General features: G+C 73.1%; 8 protein-coding genes. 7 read left to right on the top strand and 1 reads right to left on the bottom strand.

Annotation, left to right across the window (positions count from 1 at the left end):
* Positions 1 to 149 precede the first annotated feature (149 nt).
* The 5 genes from ald to POL72_RS39030 all read left to right on the top strand — a co-directional run bounded on the left by ald (position 150) and on the right by POL72_RS39030 (position 9,736).
* Entirely contained in the window at positions 150 to 1,262 is a 1,113-nt protein-coding gene (gene ald / locus POL72_RS39010; protein ID WP_272101937.1) for an alanine dehydrogenase, read from the top strand.
* Positions 1,263 to 1,277: 15 nt separating this feature from the next.
* A complete protein-coding gene (locus tag POL72_RS39015) occupies positions 1,278 to 2,369 on the top strand; it encodes an isocitrate/isopropylmalate dehydrogenase family protein (protein ID WP_272101938.1) in 1,092 nt (363 codons plus the stop codon).
* Positions 2,370 to 2,490: 121 nt separating this feature from the next.
* Positions 2,491 to 6,198 carry a response regulator gene (locus POL72_RS39020; protein WP_272101939.1) on the top strand — a complete coding sequence of 1,236 codons (3,708 nt, stop codon included), beginning with the start codon at positions 2,491 to 2,493 and terminating at the stop codon, positions 6,196 to 6,198.
* Positions 6,199 to 6,309: 111 nt separating this feature from the next.
* Positions 6,310 to 8,619, top strand: a complete 2,310-nt coding sequence (locus POL72_RS51425) for a sulfatase-like hydrolase/transferase (protein WP_272101940.1) — start codon at positions 6,310 to 6,312, stop codon at positions 8,617 to 8,619.
* A 355-nt stretch (positions 8,620 to 8,974) separates the two neighbouring features.
* Positions 8,975 to 9,736: a hemerythrin domain-containing protein gene (locus POL72_RS39030; RefSeq protein WP_272101941.1), complete on the top strand. Its 762-nt coding sequence runs from the start codon at positions 8,975 to 8,977 to the stop codon at positions 9,734 to 9,736.
* A 36-nt stretch (positions 9,737 to 9,772) separates the two neighbouring features.
* Here POL72_RS39030 and POL72_RS39035 read toward each other — a convergent pair whose 3' ends face one another.
* Complete coding sequence (locus tag POL72_RS39035; protein WP_272101942.1) at positions 9,773 to 10,618, bottom strand: SOS response-associated peptidase; 846 nt, start codon at positions 10,616 to 10,618, stop codon at positions 9,773 to 9,775.
* Between the two features lie 61 nt (positions 10,619 to 10,679).
* On the opposite strand from POL72_RS39035, the gene acnA reads away from it, so the two are divergent.
* The gene (gene acnA / locus POL72_RS39040; RefSeq protein WP_272101943.1) at positions 10,680 to 13,433 is read left to right on the top strand and encodes an aconitate hydratase AcnA; all 2,754 of its coding nucleotides are present in this window, start codon (positions 10,680 to 10,682) and stop codon (positions 13,431 to 13,433) included.
* A gap of 119 nt (positions 13,434 to 13,552) precedes the next feature.
* The gene (gene serS, locus POL72_RS39045) at positions 13,553 to 14,854 is read left to right on the top strand and encodes a serine--tRNA ligase (protein ID WP_272101944.1); all 1,302 of its coding nucleotides are present in this window, start codon (positions 13,553 to 13,555) and stop codon (positions 14,852 to 14,854) included.
* The last annotated feature ends 4 nt before the right edge of the window (positions 14,855 to 14,858 follow it).

The following is a 14,858-nucleotide window of genomic DNA, read 5'->3' on the forward strand; positions in this document are numbered from 1 at the left end:
ACGAAAACGTCGCTTTAGAACGGATCTTCCGGGTTTCTCACCTCGGAAACCGGCGTTCGACTCGGCGGCTCACGGCGTTGCGAGAACAGGTTTCTGCTATCGTCGCACACGCCTCGCTTCAGCAGTCCGGCGAGGAGAGGAGCGCGATCGTGCTTATCGGAGTCCCCAAAGAGATCAAGACACGTGAGTACCGCGTCGGCATGACGCCCGCGGGAGTCCGGGCCCTGGTCGGGCACGGGCACAAGGTCCTCGTGGAGACCGGCGCCGGCGAAGGCAGCGGGCTCTCCGACGAAGCCTACGCACGCGCGGGCGCGCTCATCGCGAGGTCGGCAGCAGAAGCGTGGAGCGCCGACATGGTTGTGAAGGTGAAGGAGCCGCTCCCCGCCGAGTACGGCCACTTTCGCCCGGGTCTCCTCCTCTATACCTACTTGCACCTGGCCGCCGAGCCGGATCTCACCCGGGAGCTCGCCAAGCGAGGCGTGACCGGCGTCGCGTACGAGACCATCCAGCTCGAGGACGGCTCGCTGCCGCTGCTGCGGCCCATGAGCGAGGTGGCCGGCAGGATGGCCGTTCAGGTCGGCGCCTCGTGCCTGGAGAAGGAGCGGGGCGGCAAGGGCGTGCTCCTCGGCGGCGTGCCGGGGACGCGGCGCGGCCGCGTGGCGATCCTGGGCGGCGGCGTGGTCGGCCGGAACGCAGCGACCATCGCGGTCGGGATGGGGGCGCAGGTCACCGTGCTCGATGTCCGCGCCGAGACGATGAGCTACCTCGAAGACGTGTTCGGCGGCGCGATCGAGACGCTCTACTCCAACGCGGAGAACATCGAGACGATGTGCGAGCGCGCCGATCTCGTGATCGGCGCGGTGCTCGTGCCCGGCGCCAAGGCGCCCCAGCTCGTGACCGAAGAGCTCATCCGACGCATGGAGAAGGGGACGGTCGTCGTCGACGTCGCCGTGGATCAGGGGGGGTGCATCGCGACATGCCGCCCGACGACGCACGACAACCCGACCTACGAGGTGCACGGGGTCGTTCACTACTGCGTCGCCAACATGCCAGGCGCGGTCTCGCACACGAGCACCTGGGCGCTCACGAACACGACGATCGGCTACGCGGTGGCGATCGCCAACCAGGGCATCGTCGCCGCGGCCAAGGCCGACAGGGCCGTGGCCCTCGGGATCAATACCCACGGCGGCCACGTGACCTACGGCCCCGTCGCGGCGGCCCACCGGCTGGAGTACGTGCCGGTCGAACGCGCGCTCGGCTGACGGGAGCGCGATCTCGTGGCAGCCAGAAAAAACAAGAAAATAGCGATTATCGGTGGTGACGGCATCGGCCCGTCCGTCATCGACGAGGCGAAGCTGCTGCTCGAGCTCTATCAGGCGCGAGCAGGGCTGCCGATCGACCTCTGGGAGCTCGATCTCGGCGCCGATCGGTACCTGCGCGACGGGACGACCTTTCCCAACCAGATCCAGATCGCCATCCAGCGCGAGTGCTCGGCGGTGCTCCTCGGCGCCCTGGGTGATCCCCGCGTGCCCAACCTGGAGCACGCGCGCGACATCCTCTTCGGCATGCGCTTCGGCTACGACCTCTACGCCAACGTGAGGCCCGTCCGCGCGCTGTCGGACCGGCTGGTGCCGCTCAAAGGCCGCACGGCGAAGGACATCGACTTCGTCGTGTTCCGCGAGAACACCGAGGGGATCTACGTCGGGATGGGCGGGCAGTTCAAACGCGGCACCCCCGACGAGGTCGCGATCAACGAGGACGTAAATACGAGGAAGGGCGTCGAGCGGATCATCCGCGCGGCCTTCGACTACGCGCGAGCGAACGGCCGGACGCGGGTCACGATGGCGGACAAGTCGAACGCGATGCGGCACGCGCACGAGCTCTGGCTGCGCGTCTTCCACGAGGTGCGCGCCCAGTACCCGGAGATCCAGTCGAACCACGTCTACGTGGACGCCCTCTGCCTGTACGTCATCCAGGATCCCGCGCAGTTCCAGGTGATCGTGACGAACAACCTGTTCGGCGACATCGTGACCGACCTCGGCGCGGCGCTGCAGGGGGGGCTCGGCATGGCGGCGAGCGCGAACGTGCACGCGTCCGATCCGGGGCGCGTCGCGCTGTTCGAGCCGGTGCACGGGTCGGCGCCGCCGCTCGCCGGCAAGGACGTCGCGAACCCGTTCGCGGCGATGCTCACCGCGGGGCTGCTGCTCGCTCACCTCGGGTGGCCCGAGGAAGAGCGCCGCATCGAGCGCTGGGTCTCCCAGGCGCTCGACAAGGGGATGTGCACGGTCGATGTGGGCGGCACGCTCGGCACACGCGCTGCCGGCGCATGGGTCCGGGAGCAGATCGCCGCCGAGCTGGGACCGCCGTGAGGTGACCCGGGGCGCCCGCGCGCGGCCGGAAGCCACGGGCGCGGGGGCTCGATCGCCGAGAAGTTCGGGTGTCCGATCCTCCTGTGATACGGGACCGCCAATGGGCGTAGGATCGAGGGCAGTGGAGCACGCGGGGCCGCGCAGCAATGCAGCGAGCGAGTCTCGGCACGAGCGGCTGGGCGGAGCGCGCGCCGAGTTCGTGGCGAACCTGGGTCGCCGCGTGGCGGAGCTCCGCGAGATGGTCCGGCGGATCGAGGCAGACGGGGATGCGCCGCGGCTCGTCGAGGAGCTGAAGCGGCGCCTGCACTCGCTCGGCGCGGGGGCGCGCCTCCTGCGCTTCGCGCGCGTCGCCGAGCGGCTCGCCGAAGGGGAGTCGCAGCTCGCCGCCGCGAACGGCGCGCGGCTCAGCGGCGAGGCCGCGGCGGCCCTGCGGAAGCTGCTCGAGGAGCTGCCCGCCCTGGCCTGGGGGCAGTCGGCCATGGGCGAGCAGGCGCCGCGCGCCGCCGAGCCGATCGAGCAGGCGTCGGCGCCGCCCCGCGCGCGCGCTGCCGCGGATCCGCCGAACGCCCGCGGCGCCGGCGCGCGGCCGAAAGCCACGGACGCGGCCGCGGCCAAGGGCCAGGCCACGACGTGGATCGCGGGCGTGAGCAACGGCCGCGCGCTCGCCCCCGAGCCGCTCTCGCTCGACGATGAAGAGGAAGCGCGCGCGTCCTCGACGCGCGGCGTGGAGCAGGCGCCCCCCGCCGAGGCGCCGGAGGCCGCGCCGGCCGCGTCGATCGACGCGCCGATCACGGTCCTCGTCGTGGGCGCCGCGCCGCTCGCCGAGGCGCTCGACGCGGCGAGCGCCGACGCCGGGCCGTCGTTCGAGGTGGAGCGGACCGACGACGTGGAGACGGCCATCGATCTCGCCCGGGCCTTTGCGCCGGATCTGGTCCTGCTCGACGCGGACATGCCGGGCGCGCGCGGGCTCGCGGAGGCGCTGGCCGCCGATCCGCTGACCGACCTGGTCCCCGTCGTCGCCGTCGGCCGCTTCGCGCGGCCGGAGGACGCGGCCCCGTACCTGGCGCTCGGCGCCGCGCGCGCGCTGCCGAAGCCCGTGTCGCCGGACGCGCTCCGGCGCGCCGCCGCGGAAGCAGCGGCGGCCTGCGTGCGCGCTGAAGCCTCGCGCGCCGTGCGCGGACCGTTCGGGGCCGTCAACCTCGACGAGCTCGGGGCGCGCCTCGCCGCGGAGCTGCGCCGCGGCCTCTGCGACGCCGCCGAGCCGAGGAGCCGCGGGGCGCACGTGGATCTCGGCGACGGCGCGGAGGTCCTCGCGGCGCTCTGGGGCGCGGTGGCGCGCATCCGCGATCTCGTGACGATCCGCTCGCAGGGCGGCGTGCGCTTCTCGCCGAACGGGCCGGAGGGCGCGCTGCCGCTCGCCCCGTGGATGATCGCGCCGAGCACGCCCGAGGGCGAGCGCTCGCGGCTGCACAGCGAGATCCGCGCGAAGTCGCCGGCGCGCACGATCAGCGCGTCGAGCGCGGCGCCGGGCGACGCGGCGCTCGACGCCCTCGACATCGTTGTGGCGGACGACGATCCGGCGGTGACGTGGTTCCTCGCCGGCGTGCTCCGGGCCGCGGGCGCGAACGTGCACGAGGCGCACGACGGCGCGCGGGCGCTCGACCTCGCGTACCAGACGACGCCGGACCTTGTCGTGAGCGACGTGCTGATGCCGCGGCTCGACGGCTTCGCCCTCTGCCGTGCGCTCAAGCGCGACGTCGCGCTGCGCGACGTGCCGGTCATCCTGCTCTCCTGGAAGGAGGACCTGCTCCAGCGGCTCCGCGAGCTCGGCGCCCAGGCCGACGGCTACCTCCGCAAGGAGGAGAGCGCCGCGGCGTTCGTGCAGCGGGTGCACGAGGTCCTGCGGGGCAGGCGGCGCGTCGCGGAGCGCATCGCGACGGGCGGAGAGGTCCGCGGGCGGCTCGACGGCATGACGACGCGGACGCTGCTGTCGCTCTCGTGCGCGCGCCGGCCCGACGCGCTCGTGTCGGTCCGGGACGCCGCGTTCCTGTACGAGGTGCTGCTCAAGGACGGCCGCCCCGCCGGCGCGACGCGGACGGCGCAGGACGGGACGTTCCACCGCGGCCCCTCGGTGCTCGCGGCGCTCCTCGGCGTCGGCTCCGGCCGCTTCGTCGTGGCGCCCGCGCCGGAGAGCGAGCTCGCCGCGCCGCCGCGCCCCGGGTTCGAGGGGACGCTCGCGGAGCAGCTCCTGCCCGCGATCGCGGCGGCCCGGGCCGCCCAGCGGCTGTTCCACGGGCCGCCGTTGATGCAGGTCGAGCGCGTCGTCCTCGACCTGGAGGGGATGGGCGCGACCGCCGACGCGACGCCCGAGCCGGCGCGCTCGCTCCTGAGGGCGCTCGCCCGGGGGACGTCGCCGCGATCGGTCATCACCTCGGGGGAGTTCGCCGCGAGCCTCGTCGAGGACGTGCTGAACGACGTCGCGGCGCGCGGCGGCGTGCGTCGGGTGATCGGCCGCGAGGGAGACGACCTGCTCGCCCCCGCCGTGGCCTACGAGGAGGAGACGCTCCGCGGCGTGCGGCGCCTCCCGGAGCGGGCCGCCCCGGTCGTGGCGCTGCCGGCGGAGCTCGCCGGCGACGTCGCCGCAGCGTCGTCGCGCGCGTCGGTCGAGCTCACCGACGACCAGCTCACGGTGGTGCCCGGCTCGGTGGCGCCGAGATCGGCCATGCCGGCGCGCGGCTCGGCGGCGCCGAGCTCGGCGGTGTCGGGGCCGGGCTCGGCCATGTCTATCCCCGTGCTGTCCGTGGACGGCGAGGACGAGGACACGGCGTTCGCGAGCGCGCCCGAGGAGGAGGCGAGCGCGCTCGCCAGCGCGCTGGTCAGCGCGCGGGTTCCGAGCGATCTCGCCAGCGCGCTGGTCAGCGCGCGGGTTCCGAGCGATCTCGCCGAGGTTCGAGGCGATGTGGTCAGCGTGCGCGCGGCGCGGAGCCCCCAAATGGAGGCCGCTGCGCTGGCGGGCGTGACGCCGGCCGTGCCCGGCGTGGCGCCCGCGCCCCGCAGGCCGGAGGCCACGCTGCCCGCGCTGGAGTACCCGAAGCCCGAGCGGCTGCTGACGCTGGGCTCGCTCCCACCGCCGCCCGTCGTCGAGGAGCCGGCGCCCGCGGCGCTCAAGGTCCCCGCGGCGCCGCCCGCCGCGCGGCTCGCGGCCCCCGCTCCGGCGCCCGCCCTCGACGAGTCGCCCACGCCGCGCCGCGTGCGCCGGCCGTCGGCCTACGTGCCGACGCCGCAGCCGCCCGCCCGCGACAACCGCACGACGATGTGGGTCCTCTTCGCGGTGGCGGCGTTCGTCTTCGCGGTGGCCGCGCGGTTGTCGCGCGATCACGAGCTGCAGGGCGCTCCGCCGCCCCCAGAGCAGCCGGGCCCGGCAGCCGCAGAGCCCGCGACCGCTGCCCCGGCCGGCGCTGCCGCGCCTGCCGCCGCCGGCTCGTCGAGCGTGGTCGCGGCGGCGGTCGCCGCCACGCCGGCCGCGGCTGCCGCCGGGCCGATCGGCGAGACGACGGCCAACCCGGTGCTCCCCGAGACGCTGCCGCTGGCCGCCGAGCACAAGGTGCCCGAGGGGCAGGGCATGCTGGAGGTGATCGCCGGCGCGGGCGACACGCTCTTCGTCGACGGCCGGAAGGTCGGCACCGGCAGCGTCAAGCTGCCGCTCGCGCCCAAGGACGGCGCCTACGAGATCCGGGCGAAGCTCCGGGACGAGGAGCGGGTGCGGTTCGCGGTCGTCAAGGCCGGCCGCCTCACCCGGCTCCGCGTCGCGCCGCCGTGGCGCCGCTGAGCGCGCCGCGAGCGCTCCTCCAGGCAATCGAGGAGCCCGCGCTCGCCCCGGGGTGCCCAGCCACAGGCAGGGGACCCCGCTCGTGGTAGAGGACGCCCCGTGCGCGCCCGCGTGATCCGAACCCGCCGTTCCGCTTCCGCTTCCGCTTCCGCGCTCACGCTCGTCTCCGCCGCGGCCGCGCTCCTCTCCGGTTGCACCGGGTGCGAGTCGTCGACCCGGGATCTGCCCGCCGGCGCCCCGGCCACGGCGTCCGCGAGCCCGCAGGCGGCGCCTCCGCCGCCGGCGCGCGACGTCGTACACCTCATCGACGAGCTGCCCAGCTGCGATCTCGAGCACCGCGGGCTCCTGTTCGATACCGGCGCGAACGCGCTCATCGGCCGCTTCGCGTGGCAAGGGACCGTGCCCACCGGCATCCAGGCGGTCGAGCACGATGGATCCACCTGGGCGCGGATCTCGGAGCGGCAGATCAAGCTCACGTTCGTCCTGCCGTCCGCGAGCCCCATCTTCGTGTCCGCCCGGGCCGTCGGGCTCACCTCCAAGTACGCCACCGTCTCCCTGGACGATCAGCTCCTCGGAACGCTCCGCCTCCAGCGCGACCAGATCCGCATCGCCTCGACCCCGACCACCACGCTCCCCGCCGATCCCGGCCTGCACACCCTCACGCTCCAGTTCTCCGGCCGGCTCCGCCAGGGGGAGTCGTTCGCCGACGTCGACTGGGTGCGCGTGGGCATCCCCGACGAGGACCCGGCCACGTACGGCCCCCCGACCCTGCGGGACGTCGTGGCGCCCGCCGCCGCCCTGTCGGGCGTCCCCCACCGGTCCATCGCGCTGCGCGCGCCGGGCGCGGTCCGCTGCGCCTTTCGCCCTTCCAGGGTGACCCGCCTCCGCGCCGCCATCGGCGCGCTGGGCTCAGGAGAAGGCGACGCCGAGATCCGCGTCCTCCGCGACGGCCAGGAGCCGCTCGTGATCCAGCGCGTCCACGTCGACGGCGGCGACAAGGCGGCCTGGACTGACGTCGAGCTGCCGCTCGCGCCCTTTGCCGGGTCCCTCATCTCCCTCGAGCTCCGCGCCGCCGCCGCGGCCCGCGGCGGGCGCATCCTCTTCGGCGACCCCGTCCTCGCCGGATCGCCGGAGCCTCCTCCGTCCGTGCCCGCCGCGCGCGCCGTCGTGATCGTCGCCATGAACGGGGTCGAGCGGCCCGATCTGCCCCCCTGGAGCGGTCGTCCGGAGCCGCACCTCGCCACGCTCTCGGAGCTCGCGACGTCGGCGACGACGTTCGATCACCACCGGGGGCCGAGCACGGTCGTGTCCGCCGTGGCCGCGTCGCTGCTCACCGGTCTTCCGCCGCCGGCCCATACCGTCGCCGACACCGGGGCCCGCCTCCCTGCCCATGTCACCACCATCGGCGCCATCGCGAGCGACAGCAGCATCCGCACCGGGTTCTTCACCGGCGTCCCCACCACCTTCCGGGCGTTCGGCTTCGGGCCCGGCTGGTCCCGGGTCCTCGAGCATCCCCCGACGAGCGGCGAGCCAGCCACCACCCCGATCGACGCCGCCGCCGCCTGGATCAGCGAGACCGTCCGTCAGGACGCTTCCAACCGCCTCCTCGCGTTCGTCCACGCGCGCGGCGGCCATCCGCCCTGGGAGGTCAGCCCGAAGGAGCTGAACGCCCTCAAGCCCGCCGATTACGCCGGCCCCGTCGAGCCGCGCCGCGCCGCCCAGGTGCTGGCCAGGCTGAGGAGCCGGCGCCGCGATGTGCTCAGCCCCGAGGATCGCGACCGGATCCGCGACCTCTTCTCCATCGCCCTCGCCGGCCAGGACCGCGCCCTCGGCAACCTCATCGGGACCCTCAAGGCCGCTGGCCTGTGGGACGACACCCTCTTCATCGTGACAGGCGATCTGGCCAGCGGGCGCTCCGACGCCGCGCTCTACGGCGAGGGCATGGACCTCCAAGAGCCCGTCCTGACGCTCCCGCTTTATGTCCACTTTCCCGGTGATCTGTACGCCGGCCAGCGCGTCGCTGCCCCGACCGAGATCATCGACGTCGCGCGCACGGCGATCGCCGCCCTCGGCCTGTCGTTCGCCCGCAAGCCGCTCGGGAAGGATCTGGCGGCGGTCGCCTCCGGCCTCGAGGGCGTCGAGCGCGGCCCCCAGATCGCCGCCCTCGGCGATCGTTACTCCACCCGCTGGGGCAACCTCGTGCTTTCGGGTCGACTCGGCGTTCCCCCCTTTCTCTGTGACCTCGACGTGGACCCGACCTGCGCCTTCAACCGTCGCGAGGTGATGCCCCTCGCCACCGTGTCGCTCTTCCGGCGCACCGTGACGTTCGACCTGTCCGTGCGCGCGCCCGCGGCGCAACGGGAGCCGGCCACGATCGACGCGGAAACGGCGGCCGTGCTCAACGTATGGGGCGCGAACTGAGGCGCGCGCGATCGACGCACGCCCGCGCCTGCGAGCCGGGGAGAGCCCGCTGACGGCGCCCGGCGGCGCGCCGGCGCCCTGCGCGGGCGAAGGCGTCCGCGACATCGCGCAGGCCGCGCGCGATCACGCTCCAGCGGTGCCATGACGCCTCGCTGCGGGGCAGCACGCCCCGCGTCGCGCGCGCCGTGACGCCCCCGCGCGGGTTGGCCGATCGACGTACGCCCGCGCCCGCGCGTGCGCGTCGTGCGCTCGCTTCGCGCGCGGAAGGCGCCTGGCATGCTTCGCGCAAACCCCGCAGACCGCACAGGCCAAGCGCCTCGACGGCGCTTCATCATTCCGTGAGAGGAGTCCCCGCATGAAGGCGACCGACCTATTGAAGGAGCATCACCAGGAAGTCGAAGAGCTCTTCGAGCGCATGTCGCAGGCTGACAACGACGAGATCAGCGCGCTCCGCGACGAGCTCGTGGCGACCCTCGTGAGCCACTCGGCCATCGAGGAGGAGCTCTTCTATCCCGAGAGCCGGGAGGCGCTCGGCGCCTCCCCCCTGATCCCGACCTCGTACGAGGAGCACGCGCTCGTCGACGTCATGTTGCAGAAATTGCTCAGCGCCGAGCCGGGTGACGAAACCTTTCACGCCAGGCTCGACGTGCTGAAGGAGCTCGTGCAGCACCACGTCGAGGAAGAGGAGAAGGAGCTCTTCCCCCAGGTCGAGAGCGCCATGGGCGCCGAGCGCCTCGAGGAGCTCGGCAGCCGCCTGGCCATGCGCTTCGGCCAGGTGCGCGAGAGCGACGTCGAGGCGCTCCTCGCTCGGAACGTCGCGAAGAGCATGCCCGCCGCCGGCCGCCGCGCGCGCGCAGCGAAGCCGCAGGCGCGCAAGGCGGCGGCCAAGCGTCCACCCGCGAAGCGCGCACCGAAGCGCGCGTCGACGCAGCGCGCCGAGCCGGCGCGGGGGGCGCAGAAGGGGCGCCGCACCGCCGCGACCGGACGGAAGAAGGCGGCGGCCACGCCGCCCACGAAGACCGGGCGAGCCGCGCCCGCGCGCAAGGCGAGCCGGCCGGCGAAGACCAGCCGCACGGGCCGCAAGGGCGGTCGCGCGAGCAGCGCCTCCGCGCGCTGACCGTCACGAGCGCACATCAACGTACGTTGCCGCAGATCAGCGGCGCGAGGTCCGGCCGGAGGGGACGGCGGGCCTCGCGCCGCCATCGAGATCGAACAGCGGAAGCGTGCCGCCGGCCTTCGGAGAAGCGGCCTTCGGGGCGGCGGTCTCCGCCGCGAGCTCCTGCAGCAGGGCGGGGTCGTCGTGGGCGACCGAGTTGACCCGCGGCGAGACGGCGCGCGCCGCGAGGGCGCCGCGAGGCGCCGGCCGGAGCAGCGCCTCGGCCCGATCCGCGTCCGCGCCGTCACCGAGGCCGAGCCAGAGGTCCACGTCCCCGGGGCCCAGCAGGACCGGCATCCGGTCGTGGATCGGCGCGACGTCGGCGTTCGCCTCGGTGGTCAGGAGCGTGAAGCGGAGGTCGGGCTCCCCCGTGTCGGCGTCCTTCGCCGGCTGGTACAGCCCCGCCAGGCGGAGCAGCCCGCCCTCCGCGGGGTGGAACCAGGTGGGCCGCCGCGCGCCCTTGGGCCCGGTCCACTCGTAGAAGCCGTCCGCCGGCACCACACAGCGGCGCGCCGCGAACGCTTCGCGGAACGTCGGCTTCGCCCGCGCGCTCTCCGCCCGCGCGTTGGCCAGGAGCGAAGGCCCGGCGCCGCCCCTCGCGAATCGACCCAGGAAACCCCAGGTCGCCGCCTCCAGCGCGCGCCGGCCGTCCCGAGCGCGCAGCACCGGGTGGACGGTCGCAGGTGCGATGTTGAAACGAGGCCGAAACCTTGCCGCTATCTCCGGATCAGCGGCAATCGGCCGAGCCGGACCGCCGCCTGCTCGGCCCCCGCCAGAGGACGACTCGAGCAGCGCGATGAGGGTCGCAAAGTCCGGAACGGCGAGGGTGAAACGCGCGCACATAACACTAGATTAGCGGCTTCGGGGCGCCTACAAGGGCGCTCCGGACGTTGGAGGAGGCCGCATGGTCGACAGCTTTGGCACCAAGAGCACGCTGACGGTTCAAGCCGAAACATACACCTATTACAAGCTCACCTCGCTGGCGCAAGGCGGCGCGTCGATCGACAAGCTCCCCTTCTCGCTCCGCATCCTCCTGGAGAACCTCCTCCGCCACGAGGACGGGCGCGTCGTGCGCAAGGACCACGTGGAGGCCGTCCTCAACTGGGACCCGAAAACCCGCCCCTCGCAGGAGATCGCCTTCCACCCCGCGCGCGTGCTGCTCCAGGACTTCACCGGCGTGCCCGCCGTCGTCGATCTCGCCGCCATGCGCGAGGCGCTCGCGAAGCTCGGCGGCGACTCGCTCAAGATCAACCCGCTCCAGCCCGTCGACCTCGTGATCGACCACTCGGTCCAGGTCGACAAGTTTGCGTCCTCGACGGCCGTGAAGGTGAACGCGGCGCTCGAGTTCGAGCGCAACGAGGAGCGCTACGCGTTCCTCCGCTGGGGGGCGCAGGCGTTCACGAACTTCCGCGTGGTGCCGCCCGACCAGGGCATCTGCCACCAGATCAACCTGGAGTACCTCGCCGGCGCCGTCATGCGGCAGGGCACGCTGGTCTACCCGGATACGCTCGTCGGCACCGACTCGCACACCACGATGATCAACGGGCTCGGCGTCGTCGGCTGGGGCGTCGGCGGCATCGAGGCCGAGGCGGCGATGCTCGGCCAGCCGCTCTCGATGCTCATCCCCGAGGTCGTGGGCTTCAAGCTCCACGGCAGCCTGCCCGAGGGCGCGACCGCGACCGATCTCGTCCTCACGGTGACGCAGCTGCTGCGGCAGAAGAAGGTGGTCGGGAAATTCGTGGAGTTCTACGGCCCCGGCCTGAGCGCGCTCTCGCTCCCGGACCGCGCCACGATCGCCAACATGGCGCCCGAGTACGGCGCCACGATCGGCTTCTTCCCCGTCGACGACGAGACGATCGCGTACCTGCGCTTCACCGGCCGGCCCGCGCAGCTCGTCGCGCTCGTCGAGGCCTACTACAAGGAGCAGGGGCTGTTCCGCACGGACAGCACCCCGGACCCCGTCTTCAGCGACACCCTCTCGCTCGACCTCGGCGACGTGGTGCCGTCGATCGCCGGCCCGAAGCGGCCGCAGGACCGCGTCCCGCTGCGCGACGCGAAGCGCACCTTCCGCGCCTCGCTCCAGGGCATGCTCGAGAAGGAGTTCGCCGCGGCCGACGCGCCCGCGGTCAAGGCGTTCCTCGAGGAGGGAGCCGGCAACGCCGCCGCGCGCGTCCCGGCGCTCGAGAAGGTCATGCGCCCCGCGGAGATCACCGAGGGCGACACGCGCTACACGCTGCGCCACGGCTCGGTCGTGATCGCCGCGATCACGTCCTGCACCAACACGTCGAACCCGGCGGTCATGCTGGGCGCGGGCCTGCTCGCGAAGAAGGCCGTCGAGCGCGGGCTCACGGTGAAGCCGTGGGTGAAGACGTCGCTCGCCCCCGGGTCGAAGGTCGTCACCGACTACCTGCGCCAGGCGGGGCTCCTGCCGTACCTCGAGGCGCTCGGCTTCCACATGGTCGGCTACGGCTGCACGACCTGCATCGGCAACTCCGGGCCGCTGCCGGACGTGATCGGCGACACGATCCGCAACAACGATCTCGTCGTGGCGAGCGTCCTGTCGGGCAACCGCAACTTCGAGGGCCGCATCAACCAGCACGTGCGGATGAACTTCCTCGCCTCTCCGCCGCTCGTCGTCGCGTACGCGCTGCGCGGCGACGTCGACGCCGACCTCTTCAAGGAGCCGGTCGGCACGGATCGCAACGGCGAGCCGGTGTACCTCAAGGACATCTGGCCGAGCTCGGCCGAGGTCAACGAGGCGATCCGGACGGCCGTGCGGCCCGAGCAGTTCCAGGTGCAGTACGAGAACGTCTTCGCCGGCGACGAGGAGTGGCAGAAGCTCGCGGTCCCGGGCGGCCAGACGTTCGTGTGGGACGAGGGCTCGACCTACGTGCGCAGGCCGCCGTTCTTCGAGGGCCTGTCGAAGGATCCGGCGCCGCTCACCGACATCCGGGGCGCGCGCGTGCTCGCGCTGCTCGGCGACTCGGTGACGACCGACCACATCTCCCCGGCCGGCAACATCGCCAAGAACAGCCCCGCCGCGAAGTACCTGGTCGAGCACGGCGTCGCGCCCGCCGACTTCAACTCGTACGGCGCCCGCCGCGGCAACCACGAGGTGATGATGCGCGGCACGTTCGCGAACATCCGCCTCAAGAACGCCCTTCGCCCCGGCGAGGAAGGCGGGATCACGGTGCACCTGCCCGACGGCGGGAAGACCACGATCTACGACGCGGCCATGCAGTACAAGGACGAGGGCGTGCCGCTGCTCGTGATCGCCGGCGCCGAGTACGGCACCGGGTCGTCGCGCGACTGGGCGGCCAAGGGGACCAAGCTGCTCGGCGTGCGCGCGGTCATCGCGAAGAGCTTCGAGCGCATCCACCGGTCGAACCTGGTCGGCATGGGCGTGCTCCCGCTCGAGTTCGCGCCGGGCGAGGACGCGTCCACCCTCGGGCTCACCGGGCGCGAGGTGTTCGAGATCGACGGCATCTCGAACAACCTCACGCCGGGCAAGAAGCTCAACGTCGTCGCGACCGGGGAAGGCGGGGCGAAGAAGACCTTCACCGTCACCGCGCGCATCGATACGCCGAACGAGGTCGACTACTACCAGCACGGCGGCATCCTCCAGTTCGTGCTGCGCAGCCTGGGCGCCAGCGCCTGACGCGTCTTGCCACGCCGCTCCTCGCCGCTCCGCCCGGCGGGGAGCGGGCCCATCTTTGAATGCGGAGCGGCGCGTCGCGGCTGCTGACGCGCGTGCAGGCTTCGGCTAAACCCTGGGGTATGCTCGATCCTCGCTACGTCGCGGAGCACCTCGATGAGGTGCGCGCGGCGCTCGCTCTTCGCTCGCCCGCCGCCGCCGCCAGCCTCGGAGACGACTTCGCCTCCACGGTCAGCGCGAGGCGCTCCAACATCCAGGAGCTCGAGCGGTGGCAGGCGGAGCGCAACGCGGCGAACGACGCGATGGCGCGCCTCGACAAGAAATCGCCGGAGTTCGCGCAGAAGCGCGACGAGCTGAAGGCGCTGTCGACGCGGATCAAGGAGGCCGAGCAGGTCGTCTCCGAGCTCGAGAAGCGGATGACCGAGCAGCTCTCCGTCGTGCCCAACCTGCCTGACCCGTCGGTGCCCGTGGGCGCGGGGGAGGAGGGCAACGTGGTCGTCCGGACGTGGGGCGAGAAGCCGACCTTCTCGTTCGCGCCGAAGTCGCACTGGGACATCGGCACGGCCCTCGGCCTGCTCGACTTCGAGCGCGCGGCGAAGCTCTCGGGGGCGCGCTTCACCGTCCTGATGGGCGCCGCCGCCCGCCTCGAGCGGGCGCTGATCTCGTTCATGCTCGACCTGCACACGCGCGAGCAGGGCTATCTCGAGGTGCTGCCGCCCTTCCTCGTCAAGGACACGGCGCTGTTCGGCACGGGCAACCTGCCCAAGTTCGCCGAGGACCTGTTCAAGACGCAGAAGAGCGACCCGGAGAGGGCGTACGACCTGTACCTCATCCCGACGGCCGAGGTCCCGGTCACGAACCTCCACGCCGACGAGATCCTGGACGGCGCGTCGCTCCCGATCGCGTACACGGCCTACACGCCGTGCTTCCGCAGCGAGGCGGGCAGCCACGGGCGCGACGTCCGCGGGCTCATCCGGCAGCACCAGTTCGACAAGGTCGAGCTCGTGCGGTTCTCGGCGCCGGAGGACTCCGCTCGCCAGCACGAGATGCTCACGGCGCACGCGGAGGAGGTCCTGAAGCGGCTCGGCTTGCACTACCGGGTCTCGGCGCTCTGCACCGGCGATCTCGGCTTCGGCTCGCAGAAGACGTACGATCTCGAGGTGTGGCTGCCCGGCCAGGGGGTGTACCGCGAGATCTCGAGCTGCTCGAACTTCGGCGACTTCCAGGCGCGCCGCGCCCAGATCCGCTACCGGCCCGAGCCGAAGGCGAAGCCGCGGCTGGTCCACACGATGAACGGGTCGGCGCTCGCGGTGGGGCGGACGGTCATCGCGATCCTCGAGCAGTACCAGCAGGCGGACGGCACGGTGGTCGTGCCGGAGCCGCTCCGGGCGTTCATGGGCTGCGAGGTCCTCCGCGGCAGGTAACGGC

The organism is Sorangium aterium (genome assembly GCF_028368935.1).
Classification (GTDB): Bacteria; Myxococcota_A; Polyangia; order Polyangiales; family Polyangiaceae; genus Sorangium; species Sorangium atrum.

Bases quoted from the DNA above. Each gene is read 5' to 3' on its own strand.
- POL72_RS39030 (WP_272101941.1), top strand. From the start codon at position 8,975: ATGAAGGCGACCGACCTATTGAAGGAGCATCACCAGGAAGTCGAAGAG.
- acnA (WP_272101943.1), top strand. From the start codon at position 10,680: ATGGTCGACAGCTTTGGCACCAAGAGCACGCTGACGGTTCAAGCCGAA.
- serS (WP_272101944.1), top strand. From the start codon at position 13,553: ATGCTCGATCCTCGCTACGTCGCGGAGCACCTCGATGAGGTGCGCGCG.
- POL72_RS39035 (WP_272101942.1), bottom strand. From the start codon at position 10,618: ATGTGCGCGCGTTTCACCCTCGCCGTTCCGGACTTTGCGACCCTCATC.